The following is a 19,902-nucleotide window of genomic DNA, read 5'->3' as shown; positions in this document are numbered from 1 at the left end:
CATGTCCACCGCCATTGTCTGGTTCCGCCGCGACCTGCGACTGCGTGACAACCCGGCGTTGCAGGCCGCGATTGAAGCGGGCCACGATGTCATCCCGGTCTACATCCATGCGCCGCACGAGGAGGGCGCATGGGCACCAGGCGCAGCCTCCGACGCCTGGTTGCATCATTCGCTGCAGCAGCTCGATGCACAGCTGCGCGCCATCGGCTCGGCGCTGCTGCTACGCAGCGGCGACAGCATGGCCCAGCTGCAGGCCCTGATTGCCGAAAGCGGCGCCGAGGCAGTCTATTGGAACCGCAAGTACGAGCCCGCCACGCAGCCGCGTGATGCGGGGATCAAGCGTGGCCTGCGCGGGCAAGGTGTGCAGGTGGAAAGCCATAACGGCTACCTGCTGTTCGAGCCCTGGGAGCTGGCCACGCTGCAGGGCGGCCCGTACAAGGTGTTCACCCCGTTCTGGCGCAATGCGCTGACCCGTTGGCGGCTGGCTGAACTGTCCGAAGCACCACGCACGTTGAGCACGCCGGCGTTGTCGGGCCTGCCCTTGCAGGCGCTGGGCCTGAAGCCGCGTCTGGGCTGGGATGCGGGTTTCTGGGAGCATTGGCAACCGGGTGAGGCGGGCGCACAGGAAGCGCTGGAGGTTTTTGCCGAGGGTGCGCTCAATGGCTACCGCGAGCAGCGCGACCTGCCGGATCGCACCGGCACTTCGTTGTTGTCACCGCACCTGCATTTCGGCGAGATTGCACCGTGGCGCATCGCCCGTACCCTGGAAGGAATGCGTAGCGCCGGCCGCGATGGGGACATCGATGGCTACATCCGGCAGCTGGGGTGGCGTGAGTTTTCCTGGCATCTGCTGCATCACTTCCCACAGACCAGTGACGTCAACCTCAATCCGCGCTTCGAGCGCTTCGCCTGGGCGCCGGCGCAGCCGGAAATGCTGGCGGCCTGGCAGCAGGGACGTACCGGGATTCCCATCATCGATGCCGGCATGCGCGAGCTGTGGGCGACCGGTTACATGCACAACCGGGTACGGATGCTGGTGGGCAGCTACCTGTGCAAGCACATGCGCATGCATTGGAAGGAGGGCGCACGCTGGTTCTGGGACACCTTGGTCGATGCCGACCTGGCCAACAACAGCATGGGGTGGCAGTGGATCGGCGGAACCGGGGCGGATGCGGCGCCGTATTTCCGTATCTTCAATCCGGTGACGCAGGCGCAGAAATTCGATCCGCAGGCACGCTATATCAGCCGTTGGCTGCCCGAGCTGGCCGCGCTGCCACTCAAGGCACGGTTCGCCCCGTGGCAGTTCCCGCAACTGCTGGCCGAACACGCGCCGGGCTATCCGACGCAGCCGTTGGTGGATCTGGCGCAGGGCCGCGACGCGGCGTTGGCGGCCTACCAGCGCTGTCGCTGACACGGGCTTAACGCTGAAGACAGTTAGATGAATGGATACCCTTGAGCAAGGTATGGGCTCACGCAGGTAATGCTTCGCGGTGTTTATGCTTGCCCGGCAAATCCACGCTGGCCAGTCCGGCCTATCAGGAGACTCAGATGACCACCCTTACTGTTGTTCGCAATCTTTCCATTGGCTTGGTGGCGGCAGCCGTCCTCTCGGCCTGCGCTACCGGTGGCTCGTATGTGCAGCAGGACCAGTACGGTAATCAGACCCAGCAGCAGAACAAGACCGGCAAGGGCGCGCTGATCGGTACGGCCATTGGCGTGGCGGCAGGTCTGCTCAGCGGTGGTGATGCCACCGAGCGTCGCCAGCGTGCAATGGTCGGTGCCGGCATCGGCGCGCTTGGCGGTGCAGCGATCGGCAACTACCAGGACCGTCAGGAGCGCGCACTGCGTGAGCGTACTGCCAATACCGGTATCGACGTGCAGCGCGAGGGCGACAACATCACCTTGAACCTGCCGGACGGCATTACCTTCGATTTCAACAAGACCACGCTGAAGCCGCAATTCTATGGCGCGCTCAACGGTGTTGCCAGCACCTTGAGCGAGTACAACCAGACCATGATCGAGGTGGTCGGCCACACCGACAGCATCGGTACCGATGCGGTGAACAACCGTATTTCCAAGGAGCGCGCCGATGCAGTGGCCGCTTATCTTGCCGCACAGGGTGTGCAGCGTGAGCGTATTGAAACCCTTGGTGCAGGCAAGGCTTACCCGATTGCCGACAACAGCACCGACGCTGGCCGCGCGCAGAATCGCCGCGTCGAGATCCGGGTGATCCCGCTGCGTTCGTGATCGCAGCAATCACTTGATGATGTAAACGAAGGGCCGCGCAAGCGGCCCTTTTTACTCCCTCCCTTGCGCCGCAGGCGTAGGGGAGGGCGGGGGAAGGGCAGTTTTGGCTGTTGTTTTGGCTGTTGCTATTGCTCCGGCTGTTGCTCCAGCTGTTGCCTTAGTTTTGGCTGTCGCTTTGACTTTCATCTTGGCTGCTGCGGCTGCTGCGGCTGCTGCGGCTGTTGTTGCTTTGGCTTTGGCTTTGCCGTGGCTTTGCCGTGGCTTTGCTTTGGCTTTGGCTTTGCTTTGGCTTTGCTGTGGCTTTGCTGTGGCTTTGCTGTGGCTTTGCGCTTGCTCTGGCTGCTGCCTTTATTCCCTTCTCCCGCTTGCGGGAGAAGGTGGTGCGCAGCACCGGATGAGGGGGCTTTTGCTTTTGCTTTTGCTTTTGCTGTGGCTTTGGCTCGCGGAAAGTCCAGTGCGCGCACTGCGGAAGCAAGGGCAAAAGCAAAGCGAAAGCTACCCCTCCCCAACCCTCCCCTACGCCTGCGGCGCAAGGGAGGGGGCTGAGCCAAAGCCAAAGCTCAAGCTAAAGCCAAAGCTAAAGCTAAAGCTAAAGCTAAAACCAAAGCCAAAGCCAAAGCTACTCCGCGACTACCACGCTGTTGCGTCCCTTGCCCTTGGCCTCATACAGCGCGGCATCGGCGCGCGCGAACCAGTCCTGCCAACGCTGCTCGCCGGCATACATTGCTGCCCCTACCGAAATGGTGATGCGGCCGCCTGGTCCGCGCAGCGATTCATGGACCGCCTTGCGCAGGCGTTCGGTAAAACGGGCCAGCGCTTCGCGACTGCCGGTATCGGCAAGAACCACGAATTCCTCGCCACCAAAGCGAAATACCTGATCGTTCTCACGAAGTTCAAAGCGCAGGATTGCCGCCAGGTCGGACAGGGCGGTATCACCGGCACCGTGCCCATAGTGATCATTGACCTCTTTGAAATTGTCGATGTCGATCACCACCAGGCCCTGCCGGAAGCGCTCGTTGCGTACGCCGTTGATATGCGCCTGCAATGACCTTTCCAACGCCCGCCGGTTTGGCACGCCGGTCAAAGCATCCAGCGATACCAGCATCTCCAGGCGGATGCGGTCGCCCTGCAGGCGACGGGAGAAGTGGTAGCCAAAACCGAACACCAGCACGATCACGGTCAATGCCTGCAACCGGGCCGGTTGGCCCAGCAGCACGTCCGGTATCAGCAGCAGGCCCGCGACCAGCATCAGATTGAGCGGGGTCGCAATCTGGTTGCGGACAATGAAGAAATTGGACATCAGCGTCAGGTAGGTCCAAGGCAGCGCATCGCTGCCCAGTTGCCAGGCGGACAGCAGGCTGCCGCCAACCGTGGCCAGGCACAGCAGCACACCACCGATTTCCAGCCGTGGCTTGCGCTGATGGATCCAGATGCTGGCCAGCAAGGCCAGTGCCGACAGCAGACCGCTCGCCGCCGCCGCAGGACGATGCCCGTCAAACCACAGCCAAACCCCGAAAAAGAGCAGTGCCAGGGTCGTCACCGGGGCGATGGTGCGCAGCGGCACACTGCGCAATGCCTGCGGTAAGGAGGGGGGCGGTTTCGCGGGGACGTTGCGGTCCATATGGCGCGAAAGATAGCAGCGACAATGTGTTTTGCGCATTCACCTGAATAGCGGTGCTTAGCCGCTGGCGGGCTTTGTGCAGATGGAGTACAAATGTACTCCATGAGCCCACTGAGTCCCCGTCGTGCTGCCATCCTTCGCTATATCCGTGACCAGGTGAATGGGCACGGGCAGGCGCCTTCATTGGCGGAAATTGCTGCTGCCTGCGGGCTGGCGTCACGCGGCGCGGCGCGTAAACACGTGTTGGCCTTGAGCGAGGCCGGCCTGATCGAGGTGGCTGCCGGGCAGGCGCGGGGCATCCGCCCGGTGGGGCAGCTGGGGCGGGCGTCGGAAGTGTTGCAGGTGCCCATCCTTGGACGGGTCGCCGCTGGCGCGCCGATCGGTGCCGATGCCGAACTGGTCGATACCCTGGTGCTGGATGAACGCCTGTTCTCGCTCAGCCCGGATTACCTGCTGCGCGTGCAGGGCGATTCGATGATCGACGACGGTATTCTCGATGGCGATCTGGTCGGGGTCAGGCGCAGCAGCGATGCGCGCAACGGACAGACGGTGGTGGCGCGGTTGGACGGTGAGCTGACCATCAAGCGGCTCTCACGCAGCGGCACCCAGCTGCGGCTGCTGCCGCGCAACCCGGCCTATGCGCCGATTGAAGTGCGGCACGATCAGGACTTCGCCATCGAAGGCGTGTTCTGTGGTCTGGTCCGGCGTGGCTGATGGGCGCGGTTGTTGCCCTCGACAGCCTGCTGCACGAGCGCCGGGTCTGGCGTGGTCGGCCTGCGCCGCTGCCGGCCAGCCGCCAGCCGACGGGTTATGCGCAACTGGATGATGTGCTGCCTACCGGTGGCTGGCCGGAGTCCGCGTTGAGCGAGATTCTGTTGCCGGCCGAAGGCGTGGGTGAATTGCAGCTGCTATGGCCCTCGCTGGCGCGTTTGACCCAGGCCGGCGAGCGCGTGGTGCTGGTGGCACCGCCGCATATCCCGTATGCACCGGCCTGGCAGGCAGCGGGTATCGACCTGCGTCAGTTGCAGGTGGTGCAGGCCAATGATCCGCGTGATGCGCTGTGGGCTACTGAGCAATGCCTGCGTTCGGGTAGCTGCGGTGCCGTGTTGTGCTGGCCGCAGATGGCCGAAGACAAGGCGTTGCGACGCCTGCAGGTGGCGGCCGAATCAGGGCAGACGCTGGGTTTTGCCAGCCGGCCGTTGCAGGCGGCCAGGAATCCTTCGCCAGCGGCCTTGCGTATCGCCATCGATGCGCAGCCAGCGCAGCTGCGAGTGTTGAAGTGTCGCGGCGGCATGGTGCCGCCACGTCCGTTGCCCTTCGCCCGGGAGCGGTAAGCCATGCGTTGGGCCTGCATTCTATTGCCGCATCTGGCCATGGACGGTGTGCTGCGTGGCTGCGCCGAGCCGGAGGCTGCGCGTGTACTGATCAGCGGGCCCAGCCAGCGGCGGGTGTTGCATGCGGTCAATCCGGCGGCGGCTGCGCTGGGCCTGAAGCCAGGGCAGTCACTGGTAACGGCACAGGCACTGGCAACCGGATTTGAGATACACCCGTATGAGCCGGATGCACAGTCGGAATGGCATCGTTTCCTCGCGGCCTGGGCGTATCAATTCAGTTCGCAGGTAAGCCTGCAATATGCGCAATCGCTGATCATCGAAATCGAGCACAGCCTGGCGCTGTTCGGGCCGTGGCCGAAATTCGAGGCGCGCCTGCGGCAGGAGTTGGACGCCTTGGGCTTCCGTCACCGCATCGCATTGGCGCCCAATCCGGTAGCTGCACGCGCATTGGCCAATGCGCGCGATGGCCTGAGCGTGGATGAGGCCGGGCTGGCGGCATTGCTCGGGCAATTGCCGGTGGCGCGGGCTGGCTTTGGTGGCAGTGCCTCGGCGGCGTTCGCGCGCATGGGCATCCGCACTGTCAAGCAATTGCAGGGCTTGCCACGGGCCAGCATCAACCGGCGCTTTGCGCCGGATGTACTGCGGCAGCTGGATGCCTTGCTCGGCGAGCGGGCCTTTGTATTGCAGCCATATCAGCCGCCGGATGTGTTCGAACTGCGCATCGAGCTGGGCTATGAAGTGGAATCCTCGCAGGCCCTGCTGTTCCCGTTGCGACGCCTGACTTCGGACCTTGCCGCGTTTCTTGCCGGCCGTGACGGCAGCGTGCAGCGTTTTGCGCTGTTGCTGGAGCACGAGGACCGGCCGACCACCACACTGGAGATCGGCCTGCTCGCGGCCGAGCGTGATGCCAGCCTGTTGTTCGAGATCGCACGTAGCCGTTTGGAGCAGGCAAAGATACCGGCACCGGTGCGTCAGTTTGGCCTTCGTGCCGATCAGTTGCCGGCGTTTGTGCCAGAACACCGCGAGCTGTTCGATACCCGTCCGCAGCAGAGCATGCCGTGGGAACAATTGCGCGAACGCCTGCGCGCGCGTCTGGGCGATCAATCCGTGCACGGGCTACGCGTGCATGCCGACCATCGCCCCGAATATGCCTGGCGTGGCGAGGCGGCTCCAGCTGCAGGTTCAACAAGCAACAGCCTGCCGTCACCCGTACGTCCCGGTTGGTTGCTGCGCACGCCACAGCCTTGGCCGGGGGCAAGCCCGGAATTGCTGTCGGCGCCAGAACGGATCGAGAGTGGCTGGTGGGACGGCGATGATGTGCGTCGTGATTACTACCGGGTCAGCACCCGTTTTGGCCAGCAGGCATGGGCCTGGCGTGAGGTGGGCAGCGAGGGCGGCTTCATGCTGCAGGGCTGGTTCGCATGAATGGCGCTTATGCCGAACTGCATTGCCTGTCTGCCTTCAGCTTCCAACGCGGTGCATCGACCGCGGATGAATTGTTCGTGCGGGCCAAGGCGCATGGCTACCAGGCCTTGGCCATCACCGACGAATGCACGCTGGCCGGCATCGTGCGCGCCTGGCGCGCGTCCAGGGAAACCGGCTTGCAGCTGATTGTCGGCAGCGAAATTCAACTGGAAAACGGCGCCAAGCTGGTGTTGCTGGTGGAAGACGCCGCAGGTTACCAAGCGCTGTGCTGGCTGATAACACAGGCAAGGCGGCGGGCGGAGAAGGGCGAATACCGGCTGTTGGCCGAGGACCTAGCGTCGATTGATCGCAGCGGCCTGCTGGCCTTGTGGCTGCCTGCGGCACAACCGGAATCTGCCGAGGGCATGCAGTTGCGCGAATGGTTTCCGCAGCGCTGCTGGATTGCAGTGGAACTGCACCACGGTGCCGATGATGAGGCGCGTCTGCAGCAGTTGCAGGCATTGGGTGCGCAGCTGCAGCTGCCCTTGGTGGCCGCCGGCGATGTGCATATGCATGCGCGTGGACGCCGGGCTTTGCAGGATGTGATGACGGCCATCCGCCACCGCGTCACCGTTGCCGAGGCCGGGCAGCGGCTGTTCGCCAATGGCGAGCGGCATCTGCGTCCGCTGCAGGCGTTGCAGGCGATCTATCCCGCCGAGTTGTTGCAGCAGACGCTGTGCATCGCCGAACGCTGCGCCGGGTTTGATCTGAAAGAAGCCGTCGACTATCTGTATCCCAGCGAGGTGGTACCCGCCGGTTACACCGCGCAGCGCTGGCTGGCGGAGCTGGTGACGCGTGGTGCGGGCAAGCGTTGGCCGGACGGTACTCCGCCGCAGGCACAGGCCCTGATCGAGAAAGAACTGGGCCTGATCGCCAAGAAGAAGTACGCCTCGTATTTCCTCACCGTGCATGATCTGGTGGCCTATGCACGCAGCATCGGCATCCTCTGCCAGGGCCGCGGCTCGGCGGCCAATTCGGTGGTGTGCTTCGTGTTGGGCATCACCGAACTTGATCCTTCGCACAGCCATCTGCTGTTCGAACGCTTCATCTCCGATGACCGCGATGAGCCACCGGATATCGACGTCGACTTCGAGCATGAGCGGCGCGAGGAAGTCATCCAGTACGTGTTCTCACGTTATGGCCGTGAACGCGCTGCCTTGGCTGCCGTGGCGACACAGTACGGTGGGCGCGGCGCCCTGCGTGATGTGGCGCGCGTACTCGGCATGCCCGGCGACGTGATCACCCAGCTGACCTCCTGTGTCGGCCATTGGTCGGACAGCATTCCCGATGCCGAACGCCTGCGCGAACACGGCTTCGACCCGGACAGCCCGCTGCTGCGCCGCATCCTGGTACTGGCCAACGAGCTCATCGATTTCCCGCATTACCTGTCACAACATCCAGGCGGCTTCGTCATTTCCGAGCGTGCCCTGCACAGCATGGTGCCGGTGGAAAACGCAGCGATGGAGGCGCGCACCGTCATCCAGTGGGACAAGGATGACCTGGAAGCGCTGGGGCTTATGAAAGTCGACGTATTGGCGCTGGGCATGCTCACCGCCGTGCGTCGTTGTTTTGATCTGATCCAGCGCTATCGCGGACTGCAACTCACCTTGGCGACGATTCCACAGGAGGACGGGCCGACCTACGACATGATCAGCCGTGCCGACACGGTGGGCGTATTCCAGATCGAATCGCGCGCGCAGATGGCGATGTTGCCGCGGTTGCGGCCGCAGACCTTCTACGACCTGGTGGTTGAAGTAGCCATCGTCCGTCCCGGCCCTATCCAGGGCGACATGGTGCATCCCTACCTGCGTCGCCGTACCGGTGAAGAACTGGTCAGCTATCCCTCCGAAGCCCTGAAGGAAGTGCTTAAACGCACGCTGGGGGTGCCGCTGTTCCAGGAGCAGGTGATGCAGATCGCGATGGTGGCGGCGGGCTACAACGCCAGCGAAGCCGATGGTCTGCGTCGTTCGATGGCGGCGTGGAAGCGCCACGGTGGGCTGGAGCCACACCGGCTGAAGCTCACCGAAGGCATGCTGGAGCGCGGCTATCCGCTGGCGTTCGCCGAGCGCATCTTCGAGCAGATCAAGGGCTTCGGCAGCTATGGTTTTCCGGAAAGCCATGCGGCCAGCTTCGCATTGATCGCCTATGCCAGCAGTTGGTTGAAATGCCACCATCCAGCCGAGTTCACCTGCGCACTGCTCAACAGCCAGCCGATGGGTTTCTATAGCCCGGACCAGCTGCTGCAGGACGTGCGCCGCCATGGCGTGGCAACGCGGCCGCTGGATGTGCGTTACAGCGGCTGGGAGTGCTCGCTGGAATGGGAACGCGACAGTGAGCGCTTGGCGATCCGCCTGGGCTTTTGCCTGGTGCGCGGTTTCAATGCCGAGGACGCATTGCGGATCGAACAGGCGAGGGCGCAGGCGGTGTTTAGCGATATCGCCGACCTGTGCCGGCGGGCGGATCTGGACGCGCGTGCACGGGCCTTGCTGGCCGATGCCGGCGCCTTGCGTGGCATGGTCGGTAACCGCCATCGGGCGCGCTGGGCGATCGCCGGCGTCGAGGACCAGCGACCGCTGTTTGATGATCAGCCGGCGACCGCCGAGGCTGACGTCGCCTTGCCGATGCCCAGTGTCGGCGAGGATCTGAACGCGGATTACGCTCTGCTGGGAACCACGCTGGAGCTGCATCCGCTGGCCCGTCTGCGACGACAGCTGAGCGCGCGCCGTTGCCGCAGTTCCAGGGAGCTGGAAAGCATGCGCAGTACCGGCAATGTGCTGGTGGCCGGGTTGGTGCGCGGCCGGCAGCGGCCAGCAACTGCCAGCGGCGTCACCTTCATCACGTTGGAAGATGAGTTCGGCCAGATCAATGTAGTGGTCTGGCGGCAGCTGGCCGAGCGCCAGCGGCAGGTGTTCCTGGAATCACGGCTGCTGCAGGTCAGTGGACGGCTGGAAGCCGAAAACGGCGTGCGTCATCTGATCGCACGCCGCCTGGATGATCTGTCGCCGCTGTTGGGCAGCCTGGATGTACGCAGCCGCGACTTCCATTGAGCCTACGCAGCACAGCGCAGGCGATGTGTCCGGCGTTCAGTGCCGGATCACACCGCGTTGAAGCTGGCTGCCAAGGTGCCAACCACCAGTACCCAGCCGTCCACCAGAACGAACAGCAAGATCTTGAATGGGGCCGAGACCAGCATCGGTGACAGCATCATCATGCCCATCGACATCAGTACGCTGGATACCACCAGATCGATGATGACGAACGGGATGAAGATCAGGAAGCCGATTTCGAAGGCGGTCTTCAGCTCGCTGGTGACGAAGGAAGCGACGAGTACCGGGAACGGGATCGCATCCGGGCTGGCGTAGGGGCCGTGTCCGGCGAGGCCGGCGAAGGTCATCAGATCGGTCTCGCGGACCTGCGCCAGCATGAAGGCGCGCAGTGGTGCGGTGGTCAGCTGCCAGGCGGTCTGGAAGTCGATCTGACCATCAAGATACGGTGCCATGCCGGTCGACCACGACTTGTCCCAGACCGGCATCATGATCATCGCGGTCAGGAACAAAGCCAGGCCCAACAGGATCTGGTTGGACGGCGTCTGCCCGGTGCCCAGCGCCTGCCGCAGCAGGCCGAGCACGATGATGATGCGGGTGAAGGCGGTAAGCACCAGCAGCATCGACGGCAGCAAGGTGATTGCCGTCATCAGCAGCAAGGTCTGCAGCGGCAGGCTGACCGGTGCGCCACCGATCTTGCCGACGTTGACGTCCGGCAGCGCCGGCACCTGCGGGCCAGGTGCAGCCCAGGCGAACAGCGGCAGTGCCAGCATCGCCAGCACCATCAGCAGCTGCCAGAAGTGGCGGGAATTGAAACCACGTGAACTGAAACCTTGGCCCGACATGTTCAGGAGTCCTTGCGCAGCTTCTGTGCCAGCAGCTGGGCGAAATTCGGTAGTTGTTTGAGATTGGGCAGGCTGGGAGCAGGCGCCTGCGGCAGCGGTTCGGGAAGCTGGTGCAAGGTGCTGATGCCGCCGGCGGTGATGCCGAGCAGCAGCTGCTGGCCGTTGACATCCACCACCACCACGCGCTCCTTGGCACCGACATTGATGCTGGCGACCACTTTCAGGCCCTCGGCAGGGCGAAACCCGCCGCCAGGCATGCGCTTGAGCAGCCAGCCCAGGCCGATGATCAGGCCCAGCACCAGCAGCAGGGTAAAGAACGCGCCGAACAGACCGGGCGCGCTGGCCGCGTGCTGGCCGACCGGCGTCGCCGCCTTGGCGGCCGGTGCGGCATAGGCGAGCAATGCGATCAACGCAGTCTCCGGATGCGCTCGCTGGGGCTGACCACGTCGGTCAGGCGCACGCCGAAGCGATCATTGATGACGACGACTTCGCCGTGCGCGATCAGCGTGCCATTGACGAATACGTCCAGCGATTCGCCGGCACCGCGCTCCAGTTCCACCACCGAGCCCTGGTTGAGCTGCAGCAGGTTGCGGATCGGCAGGCGCGCGCGACCGACTTCCAGCGACAAGGTCACCGGTACGTCGAGGATGACGTCCAGGTCCAGATCGGTGTTGATGCTGTTGTCGGCCTGCAGGTTGCTGAACTGGGCCGGCGTTGCGCCGTTTTCAGTTTCGGGGGAGTGGTTGTCATTCATCGGTGTTTTCCTGAATCACGGGGACGCTGGGGCGCTTTCCGGGAGGATGGGTAGCAGTGATCTTGATGGCGTTGCGTTCGTTGGACACACCAAACTCGCCGGTGAAAACCGGGATGCCTTCAACGCACAGCGGCACCTGCTTGGGCATTTCGATCGGCAGCACGTCGCCGATCTTCAGCTTGGTCAGTTCGCGCAGGCTCATGCGGCGCTTGGCCAGCACGCTGGACAGCTCCACCTCGGCGGTATCCAGCTGCTCCCGCAGCATGATGGCCCAGCTTTCGTCGCGGTCGTTGCGGTCGCTCTGGATGCCGGCATCCAGCAGTTCGCGGATCGGTTCCAGCATCGAGTAGGGCAAGGTGATGTGGATGTCGCCACCGCCGCTGTCCAGTTCAACGTGGAAGCGGCTGACCACCACGTACTCGCGGGGGCTGACGATGTTGGCGAAGTGCGGGTTGATCTCGGAGTTGATGTAGTCGAAATCGACGTTCATCACCGGGCCCCAGGCCTCGCGCAGATCAGTGAAGGTCTGCTTGAGCATCAGCTGGATCACGCGCATTTCGGTCGCGGTGAATTCGCGGCCCTCGATGCGGGTCGGATAGCGTCCGTCACCGCCGAAGAAGTTGTCGACAATGGCGAACACCAGGGTCGGCTCGAACACGATCAGGCCGGTGCCACGCAAGGGCTTGAAGCGGATCAGGTTGAGGTTGGTCGGCACATACAGTGAATGCAGGTAGTCGCCGAACTTGACCAGTTCGATCCCGCGCACCGACAGCTCGGCCGAGCGCCGGATCAGGTTGAACAGGCCGATGCGCCACAAACGTGCAAAGCGCTCGTTGACCATTTCCAGGGTCGGCATGCGCCCACGGATGATGCGGTCCTGACTGGCGAAGTCGTACGAACGCGCTTCGCCCGGCGCCGCCTCCGGCTCTGCGGTATTGACCGAGCCGGAATCGACGCCATGCAGCAGAGCGTCGATCTCGTCTTGGGACAGCAGGTCGTTGATGCTCATCGTGGCGCCTTACTGGGTCACAAAGCTGGTGAACAACAATTCGTCGGCGCTGTTCTGGCCGGTTTCGGCCTTCATCAGCTTCTGTACTTCGGCCAGCGCCGAGGCCTGCAGCTTTTCCTTGCCGGCGCGGTCGGCGATCTGGGTGGGCTCGACCTGCGAGAACAGCATCAGCAATTTGGCGCGGATCGCCGGTGCATGCGTCTGCAGGGCAGCCAGTGCCAGCGGGTCGCGGGTCATCAACTGCACTTCAACCTGCAGGTAGCGCGGGCCGTCGATCGGGCCGCTGAGGTTGACCACGAAGGCCGGGTCCAGGGCGAAGTACTGGGCCGGTGCCGGGGTCTTGGGTTTGGCCTCCTTGCTGGCTTCGGCCTGGGCCTTGCCCTGGGTGAAGTACCAGACGCCGCCGCCGGCTGCGGCAGCAGCAAACACGGCGATCAGGGCGGGCACCAACAACGAGCGCTTCGGTTTGCTTGCCGCTTCCTTGGTGGGTTCAGCTTTGCGGTTTTTATCTGCGGCAACGGCCACGTGGAGCTCCTCAGGATTGCTGCCCAGTCAGATGCAAGGGCTGTGCCGGAGGAGGGGGTGACGGTCTATTGACGCGTGGTTGGGTTCTTGTGGGAGCGGTGTAAACCGCGAAGCTGACCATCCGACAGATCGCCAGCTTCGCGGTTTACACCGTTCCCACAAAAGCTGGGCTTAGAGCCATATAGCATTCCAGTACGGGTAGAAGCGCGGAGAGCTCACAAGCCCGGCCCTGACCGGATTCATGGTGATGTAGCGGGCTGTCGCCTTCAGGTCCCGATCCTTGCGAATGGCCCGGTCATGAAAACCCGGTGACCAAACGGGGCGGCTGATTGATTCTGGCAAGCCGCGTGCCGTATTGGATTTTATGCGCCGCAGCAATGAGCTGAGAGTGGTACAGGCACCCAGCTGTACCAGGCCATGCCAATGGTCTGGCATCAGTATCCAGGTCAATAATCGTGCGTCACGCCAGAGCAGAGGGTGGTACAAGGCTTGAGCTATGCGCGAGGCCAGTTGGAAGTCCAGAAAAAGCGGCTGGCGAGCTAGCGTTGTGAAGGTGACCAGATATGCGTGGCCGGGTAGGGATATCCGGCCTGTGCGGAGGGTTTTGGATCCTGGCTTTGGGTTGATTGCTGGAAGCGCCATCAACGCAGGATGGCGCTGCGGCTTCCCAAGTGCTGTCAGCACAGTGATCGTTTGTAGATGGTCCGATGGATTGCCAGCCTCGCGGTTTACACCGCTCCCACAAAAGTAGTCAGCCTTGTGGGAGCGGCGTCAACCGCGAAGCAGCGAGCGTTTCAGATCATCAGCTCCGTCGTTTACACCACTCCCACAACGGAGTGACCTCAGGCATACGCATCCAGCAGGCCGCGCATCCGCAGGTTGTGGTTGGAGGTTACCGGGAGATCGGTGCCTTCCAGCTGGCTGCCTGATGCCAAGCCGCTGCCAGCCTCGCCCTTGTCGCTGTCCTGCTGCGGTGTGGATTGCTGGCCCACGTCGGCGTGACTCAGCTGCAGGCCTTGCTCGCCAAGCATTTCGCGCAGGCGCGGCAGGCTGCTTTCCAGGGCGTGACGAACATCGGCATGGGCACTACTGAAGCTGGCATGGACACGGTCACCGTCCAGTTGCAGCTTCACGTCGATCTGGCCCATGTTCTCCGGATTGATGCGGATATGGGCGTGGCCGATCTTCTGCTCCGCCAGCCAACCGACGCGGGCGCCGATGGCTTCGTCAAAGTCACCAGAATTCAGGTCGGGGGTAGGTGTGGGCGCGCTGATGCTGCTGGCCGGGGCACTTGCGCGGACTTCCTGCAGTGCCTGGTTATGCAGCAAGGACGCAAATGTGGTGGGCGCCGGGGTATCGGCGTCGAGGTTGAGGGTGCTGGCATCGTCGTTCGCCGCCGCTGCGGCCAAGGGCAGGCTCAACTCTGTGCTGGCCTCGTCAGCGCTGATGGTCGCTGGCTTGGCTGCGGCAGCAGCCGGAGCCTGAGCCGGAGCAGCCGGCAGGGCTGGTGGGGCGGTGACTGCCGGATTTGCCGGTGCCGCCATGCCCTCCTGGTTTGCTGCTGCCAAGGCTACGGGTGCCTGCACTGCCGGCTCTGCCGCTTGGGTGACGATCGCCGACAAGCCAAACGGCGGCCACGGCGCGTCTTCCGCGGCGGTCTGCGTGTCGGGCTTGTCGTCGTTGCTGGTACTGCTGTCGGTAGCGGCGCTCTGTTCCGTGGTGGTTCCGCTGGAACTGTCTTCGCCGCGCGCTTCATTGGCGGGCTTGGTATCCGTGCTGCCTGGCTTGCTGGCCGCAGGCTTCTGCGTGGCTGGCTTGCTGTTGAGCATTGCGTCGAAGCCGTTGTCGCTGGACTTGTCGGTGCTGTTGCTGCGCGCGCCGCTGCTGCTGCTGTCGATGCTGCTGGCACCGCCGAGCGCGGAGGAAAGAACATTCACTGGTTTTCTCCCTCGGCTTCGCCTTCGGTCTTCTTCAGGCGCGCACGACGGGCACCGATGTCGTCCATCTCGCGCTGGTCGCGGCGGTCGGCGACCTGCTTCTCCTGGGCGCGGTAGCTGGCAGCCAGCTGTTCCAACACGGCCTTGTCGCGACTGGCCAACAACAAGCGCGCGCGTTCGGCATCGACACGTTCCTGGTTGCTGTCCACGGTCTTGCTCTGCGCTTCGACCGCGTTGTCGAGGCGGTCGAGGAAGGCACGGCGGTTGAGCAGCTGTGCGGCGCTGGTGGTGGCCAGCTGCGCGTTGGCGTATTCCTCGGCGTACTGGCGCAGCTCGGAGAGGCGCGATTGATGCATGTCCAAGGCCTGCTGGCGTTCGGCCAAGGCTTTGGCGACTTCATCTTCGCGGTCCTGCGCGCGGCGCAGCAGTGGATCCAGGCGGCGGCTAGGGCTCATGCGGGCGTCTCACTATCTACCAGTTGGTGCAATGCGTTCAGGCTGTGGCCCAGGTCGGCGGCGTTGTGCACGTCCTGGCCAAGGAATTCCATGATCTCCGGCCACCGATCCAGTGCTTCGTCGGTGAGCGGATCGTTGCCGCGTTGATAGGCGCCGATGGCGATCAGGTCGCGGTTGGCCGTATAGGCCGATACCAGTTGCTTGAGCTTGCGGATGCGCGCGCGCCAGACGTCGTCGGCGATGTCCTGGACCACGCGGCTGACCGAGGATTCGACATCGATGGCCGGGTACAGGCCGCTGTCGGCGACACGGCGTGACAGCAGGATGTGGCCGTCCAGAATCGCCCGGGCGGCGTCGGCAATCGGGTCCTGCGGATCGTCGCCTTCGGTCAGTACGGTATAGAACGCGGTGATCGAACCGCGGCCTTTGGCGCCGTTGCCGGCACGTTCGACCAGGGCAGGCAGCTTGGCGAATACCGACGGTGGGTAGCCGCGGGTCGTGGGCGGTTCGCCGACCGACAGGCCGATCTCGCGCTGGGCCTGGGCGAAGCGGGTCAGCGAATCCATCAGCAGCAGAACGTTCAGCCCCTGGTCGCGGAACCATTCGGCGATGGCGGTGGCGCGATAGGCACCATGCAGGCGTGCCAGCGGCGGTCGGTCGGCCGGGCTGGCGACGACCACGGCGCGGCGCAGGCCTTCCTCGCCCAGAGTGGATTCGACGAAATCGCGTACTTCGCGGCCACGTTCACCGATCAGGCCGACCACGATCACATCGGCGGCGGTGAAGCGGGTCATCATGCCGAGCAGTGTCGACTTGCCGACACCGGAGCCGGCGAACAGGCCCACACGCTGGCCGCGGCCAATCGGCAGCAGCGCGTTGATCGCGCGCACGCCGACGTCCAGTGGCTGGGTGATCGGCTCACGTGCCAGCGGGTTGATTGCGACACCGGCCATGCTGACATTGCCCTCGGCGCGGATTGGGCCCTTGCCGTCGAGCGGGATGCCATCGGAGTCGATGACCCGGCCCAGCAGGCCTTCGCCGACCTCAACGCCACCACGGCGGTAGGAGGGCACGACGCGCGCATTGGGCAGCAGGCCATGCAATTCGGCGCTGGGCATCAGATAGGTACGGTCGCCCGAGAAGCCGACCACCTCGGCATCCACCCAGCCGCCATCGATGATCTCGACCTTGCAGCTGGCGCCCATTGGTGCCTCGCACCCGACGGCTTCCAGGGTGAGGCCAACGGCACGACGCAGGATCCCTTCACGGACCAGACCGTGGCCGCCGCTTGCGTCCAGTGCGATGCCGTCCAGACGTGCCGCCAAGCGCAGGTTGCGTGCGGCTGCCCAGTCGGCGGGGGCGGGCGAAGGCGAGGTATTCATTGTGCAGCACCTGCGCGACGCAACACGGTGGCCAATGCCGCGCGCAGGCGGGCATCCAGGGTGCCATCGACGCGTACCGCTTCGGCGTGCACGCGCAGGTCGCCACGGCTGAGGCTGTGGTCGGGCACCAGGCGCTGGCCGGGAGGCAGGCTCAGCAGGTTGCTGATCGCCGCGATGTCGTCCGGATGCAGCCGAACCTCGACATCACGGTTGGTGCCGCTGACCGTATCCAATGCTTCGTCGATCAGATCCTTCAGCAGGGAAGGATCGGCCTCGTAGGCGCGGCTGATCAGGGCACCGGCAATGCGTACCGACAGTTCCCCGAGCGCGCCGACCACTTCATTCTCCAAACGCACCAGCGGCCGGCTGAAGTTGTCGAGGATGCCTTCGATCTGTGCGGTCAGGCGCCGGACTTCGGCCTGGCCCTGTGCGTATCCGTCGGCGTGGCCTTGCTGGAAGCCTTCTTCCTGCGCGGCGTCGCGGATCGCCTGGAGCTCCTCGAGGGTAGGCAGCTGCAACGGCGGCGGCGCCGGCTCGGCAACGATGGTTTCCAGGGCATCCAGATCGATGTCATCCGCCGACGGTGGAACCATCGGGGCGTTGAGATCCGGGGCGTGCCAACGCACGGCGTTGTTCACAGCATGGCCTCCGCGGCGCCGCCCAGGGTGATGGTGCCTTCATCGCCCATGCGCTTGACGATGGCAAGGATTTCGCGCTGTGCACCTTCCACATCGGACAGGCGCACCGGTCCACGGGCCTCCATGTCCTCGAGCAGGATTTCGGCGGCACGCTGGGACATGTTGCGGGTGATCTTGTCGCGCACCTTGATATCGGCGCCGCGCAGGGCAAGACCGAGGCGCTCGCCGCTGACTTCGCGCAGCACCAGCTGCATCTCGCGGTCGTCCAGGTCCACCAGGTCATCGAACACGAACATCAGGTCCTGGATGCGGCTGCCCAGCGGCGAGTCGATGCGGGCGATCTCGGTGAGGATGGCCTGGTCCTGGCCGCCGTCCATGAAGTTGAGGATATTGGCAGCGCACTGCACGCCGCCAATGTTCGACGACTTCAGGTTCTGGTTGCCGGCGAACTGGCGCTCCATGATCTCGTTGAGTTCGTTCAAGGCATTCGGCGGAATGCCATCGAGGGTCGCGATACGCAGCAGCACGTCGACGCGGGTACGCTCGGGCAGCAGCTTCAGTGCTTCGGCGGCCTGGTCGGTTTCCAGGTGGGCCATGACGATGGCAATGATCTGCGGATGCTCGTTGCGTACCAGATCGGCGACCGCGCGCGGGTCCATCCACTTCAATGCATCCAGGCCGGTCGTGTTGCGGCCGAGCAGGATGCGGTCGATCAGGTTGCTGGCTTTCTCATTGCCCAGCGCCTGCACCAGCATGTTGCGGATGTAGTCGTCCGAGCCAACGCTCAGCGAGGTCTTGTTGCCCAGCTCGGCGCCGAAATCATCCATCACCTGCTGCACCTGCTCGCGGGTGACGTCGCTGAGCGTGGCCATGGCGATGCCGATCTTCTGCACTTCCTTCGGTTCCATGTGACGCAGTACTTCGGCCGCATCGGTCTCGCCGAGCGACAGCAGCAGTACGGCGGCACGTTGCACGCCGGTCATCGGCATTGCATCAGTCATTTGACACCCATCCCTTCACTACCTGGGCAACCCGCTTGGAGTCGGTCTTCACTGCTTCACGGGCCATGCGCAGGCGTTCCTCGTATGCATCCACTGGCAGGGCCAGCGCCGGCGTGCCATCCAGGTGCAGACGGTCGGCGGCAAGCGCCGGCATTTCGGTGCCATCGTCCAGTACCTGCACGTCGGCGCTCAGCGGATCTTCCGCGCCGGGCAGGGCCTTGGGCGTGCCGGTGATCTGGCGCAGGGCCGGGCGCAGTACGCCGAACAGCAAGGCCAGCACCACGATGGCGCCAAGGACCAGACGCAGTGCATCGCGCACCTGTGGGTTCTCCCACCATTTCGGGGCTTCGACCGGGATGGATTCACGCACGAACGGTGCATTCATCACCGACACGGTGTCGCCACGCTCGGCGTTGAAGCCCACGGCCTGCTTGACCAGTGCTTCGACGCGGGTCAGTTCGGCGGCGCTCAGTGGCTGATCGCTGAGCTTGCCGTTGCTGCCGGCACGCGGCACGTGGTCAACCAGCACCGCGACCGAGACGCGATTGACCCGGCCCGGCGGCTGACGGGTGTGCTGCAGGGTGCGGTCCAGTTCGTAGTTGCGGGTTGCGTTCTTGGAGGTTTCGGTTGGCGTCGCTGCGGTGGCCGGTGGGGCGGCGGCCGGACCCGGCGGGGTGTTGCTGGTGGCACCGGGGATGCCCTGCGGGCCCGCGGTGGTGGTGGTGTTCTCGCTGATCTGCTCGCTGCGGACCTTCTGCGGCTCGGCGTTGTACAGCTCGCGCGCCTCCTCGGTGACCGAGAAATCCATGTCGACGCTGACTTCCGGGTTGACGCGGCCAGCGCCGGTCATCGGCTCCAGCAGTTCCCGGATGCGCTGGTTGTACGAACCCTCCAGGCGCCGCACCTGGTCGAACTGGGCAGCGTTGAGTGCGGCTTCGCTGTTCGGGTCGGCGATGGTAAGCATGCGACCGCTCTGGTCGACTACGGTCACGCGCTCCGGCGCCAGATCCGGGATGCTGGAGGCCACCATATGCACGATGGCGTCTACCTGGTTGCGTTCCAGCTGCTGGCCGCCACGCAATTCCAGCACCACCGAGGCACTGGCGACGTCGCGTTGGCGGGTGAATGCGCTGGGTTTGGGGATGGCCAGGTGCACGCGCGCATCGCGGACCGGACGCAGGCTGCTGATGGTCCGTACCAGCTCGGTTTCCAATGCGTGCTGGTAGCGTGCGTTCTCGACGAACTGGCTGACGCCGAAACCGGGATCGCGTTCCATCATCTCAAAGCCGAGGCGGCCGCTTTCGGTCAGTCCGGAGCCGGCCAGCTTCAGGCGTGCATCGTGCACGTTCTTCTCCGGCACGCTGATCGCGCCAGTGGCGGCGTCCAGCTCGAACGGAATCTGCGCCGAGCGCAACAGATCGGTGGCCTCGGCTGTCGCCTTCTGGTCAAGCCCGGTATACAGCGGCATCATCTGTGGCTTCTGCGCCCAGAAGAACACGAACAAACCGGCTGCGACGGCAACCGTGATCATCGCCATCAGGCCCAGGCGGCGGGTGATCTGCAGGCTCTGCAGACGATCGAACCAGGCCCCAGCCCGTTCCGGATTCAGTGATTCTCTGGACAGCGCGAGTGCCATGCGTGCGGAT

At 64.3% G+C, this 19,902-nt stretch carries 19 protein-coding genes; 6 read left to right on the top strand and 13 right to left on the bottom strand.

The features are described 5' to 3' along the window. Position 1: 1 nt before the first annotated feature. Positions 2-1,411: a deoxyribodipyrimidine photo-lyase gene (locus RT131_RS09035; protein WP_313172168.1), complete on the top strand. Its 1,410-nt coding sequence runs from the start codon at positions 2-4 to the stop codon at positions 1,409-1,411. Between the two features lie 137 nt (positions 1,412-1,548). After that, the gene (locus RT131_RS09030; RefSeq protein ID WP_313172166.1) at positions 1,549-2,247 is read left to right on the top strand and encodes an OmpA family protein; all 699 of its coding nucleotides are present in this window, start codon (positions 1,549-1,551) and stop codon (positions 2,245-2,247) included. A gap of 182 nt (positions 2,248-2,429) precedes the next feature. On the opposite strand, the gene RT131_RS09025 is transcribed toward RT131_RS09030, so the two are convergent. Beyond that, a complete protein-coding gene (locus RT131_RS09025; RefSeq protein WP_313172164.1) occupies positions 2,430-2,711 on the bottom strand; it encodes a hypothetical protein in 282 nt (93 codons plus the stop codon). Positions 2,712-2,866: 155 nt separating this feature from the next. Further along, positions 2,867-3,811, bottom strand: a complete 945-nt coding sequence (locus tag RT131_RS09020) for a GGDEF domain-containing protein (protein WP_313172162.1) — start codon at positions 3,809-3,811, stop codon at positions 2,867-2,869. Between the two features lie 159 nt (positions 3,812-3,970). Here RT131_RS09020 and lexA point away from each other — a divergent pair, with 159 nt between their 5' ends. The 4 genes from lexA to RT131_RS09000 are packed head-to-tail and all read left to right on the top strand — an operon-like array spanning position 3,971 to position 9,713. Beyond that, positions 3,971-4,582 (top strand): transcriptional repressor LexA, encoded by a 612-nt coding sequence (gene lexA / locus RT131_RS09015; RefSeq protein WP_313172160.1) that lies wholly within the window; start codon positions 3,971-3,973, stop codon positions 4,580-4,582. Then, positions 4,582-5,202 (top strand): translesion DNA synthesis-associated protein ImuA, encoded by a 621-nt coding sequence (gene imuA, locus RT131_RS09010; protein ID WP_313172158.1) that lies wholly within the window; start codon positions 4,582-4,584, stop codon positions 5,200-5,202. The genes lexA and imuA overlap by 1 nt, the downstream gene beginning before the upstream one ends. Before the next feature lie 3 nt (positions 5,203-5,205). Beyond that, positions 5,206-6,627, top strand: a complete 1,422-nt coding sequence (locus RT131_RS09005) for a DNA polymerase Y family protein (RefSeq protein WP_313172156.1) — start codon at positions 5,206-5,208, stop codon at positions 6,625-6,627. Beyond that, positions 6,624-9,713: an error-prone DNA polymerase gene (locus tag RT131_RS09000; protein ID WP_313172154.1), complete on the top strand. Its 3,090-nt coding sequence runs from the start codon at positions 6,624-6,626 to the stop codon at positions 9,711-9,713. The genes RT131_RS09005 and RT131_RS09000 overlap by 4 nt, the downstream gene beginning before the upstream one ends. 47 nt (positions 9,714-9,760) lie before the next feature. On the opposite strand, the gene fliP is transcribed toward RT131_RS09000, so the two are convergent. The 11 genes from fliP to fliF all read right to left on the bottom strand — a co-directional run bounded on the left by fliP (position 9,761) and on the right by fliF (position 19,892). Continuing rightward, entirely contained in the window at positions 9,761-10,555 is a 795-nt protein-coding gene (fliP, locus tag RT131_RS08995) for a flagellar type III secretion system pore protein FliP (RefSeq protein WP_313172152.1), read from the bottom strand. A gap of 2 nt (positions 10,556-10,557) precedes the next feature. Next, positions 10,558-10,965 carry a flagellar biosynthetic protein FliO gene (fliO, locus tag RT131_RS08990; RefSeq protein WP_313172150.1) on the bottom strand — a complete coding sequence of 136 codons (408 nt, stop codon included), beginning with the start codon at positions 10,963-10,965 and terminating at the stop codon, positions 10,558-10,560. Continuing rightward, on the bottom strand, positions 10,962-11,309 hold the full coding sequence (gene fliN / locus RT131_RS08985; protein ID WP_313172148.1) for a flagellar motor switch protein FliN: 348 nt from the start codon (positions 11,307-11,309) through the stop codon (positions 10,962-10,964). The genes fliO and fliN overlap by 4 nt, the downstream gene beginning before the upstream one ends. Beyond that, positions 11,302-12,318: a flagellar motor switch protein FliM gene (fliM, locus tag RT131_RS08980; protein ID WP_313172146.1), complete on the bottom strand. Its 1,017-nt coding sequence runs from the start codon at positions 12,316-12,318 to the stop codon at positions 11,302-11,304. The genes fliN and fliM overlap by 8 nt, the downstream gene beginning before the upstream one ends. A 9-nt stretch (positions 12,319-12,327) precedes the next feature. Further along, positions 12,328-12,843, bottom strand: a complete 516-nt coding sequence (locus tag RT131_RS08975; protein ID WP_313172144.1) for a flagellar basal body-associated FliL family protein — start codon at positions 12,841-12,843, stop codon at positions 12,328-12,330. Between the two features lie 842 nt (positions 12,844-13,685). Then, positions 13,686-14,780, bottom strand: coding sequence for a flagellar hook-length control protein FliK (locus RT131_RS08970; protein WP_313172142.1), 1,095 nt, complete (start codon positions 14,778-14,780; stop codon positions 13,686-13,688). After that, positions 14,777-15,235, bottom strand: a complete 459-nt coding sequence (gene fliJ, locus RT131_RS08965; RefSeq protein WP_313172140.1) for a flagellar export protein FliJ — start codon at positions 15,233-15,235, stop codon at positions 14,777-14,779. Before fliJ ends, RT131_RS08970 begins: the two co-directional genes overlap by 4 nt. Continuing rightward, the gene (fliI, locus tag RT131_RS08960) at positions 15,232-16,617 is read right to left on the bottom strand and encodes a flagellar protein export ATPase FliI (RefSeq protein WP_313172138.1); all 1,386 of its coding nucleotides are present in this window, start codon (positions 16,615-16,617) and stop codon (positions 15,232-15,234) included. Before fliI ends, fliJ begins: the two co-directional genes overlap by 4 nt. Beyond that, positions 16,614-17,255 (bottom strand): FliH/SctL family protein, encoded by a 642-nt coding sequence (locus RT131_RS08955; RefSeq protein ID WP_313172137.1) that lies wholly within the window; start codon positions 17,253-17,255, stop codon positions 16,614-16,616. The genes fliI and RT131_RS08955 overlap by 4 nt, the downstream gene beginning before the upstream one ends. After that, on the bottom strand, positions 17,252-18,238 hold the full coding sequence (gene fliG / locus RT131_RS08950) for a flagellar motor switch protein FliG (RefSeq protein ID WP_062171551.1): 987 nt from the start codon (positions 18,236-18,238) through the stop codon (positions 17,252-17,254). The genes RT131_RS08955 and fliG overlap by 4 nt, the downstream gene beginning before the upstream one ends. 10 nt (positions 18,239-18,248) lie before the next feature. Continuing rightward, the gene (fliF, locus tag RT131_RS08945; RefSeq protein WP_313172135.1) at positions 18,249-19,892 is read right to left on the bottom strand and encodes a flagellar basal-body MS-ring/collar protein FliF; all 1,644 of its coding nucleotides are present in this window, start codon (positions 19,890-19,892) and stop codon (positions 18,249-18,251) included. Positions 19,893-19,902: the final 10 nt, after the last annotated feature.

The sequence above is a fragment of the Stenotrophomonas sp. genome (genome assembly GCF_032066555.1).
In the GTDB taxonomy this organism is placed as follows: domain Bacteria; phylum Pseudomonadota; class Gammaproteobacteria; order Xanthomonadales; family Xanthomonadaceae; genus Stenotrophomonas.
The sequence above is the reverse complement of the archived record's forward strand: the minus strand, read 5'-3'. Positions and strand labels throughout refer to the sequence as shown.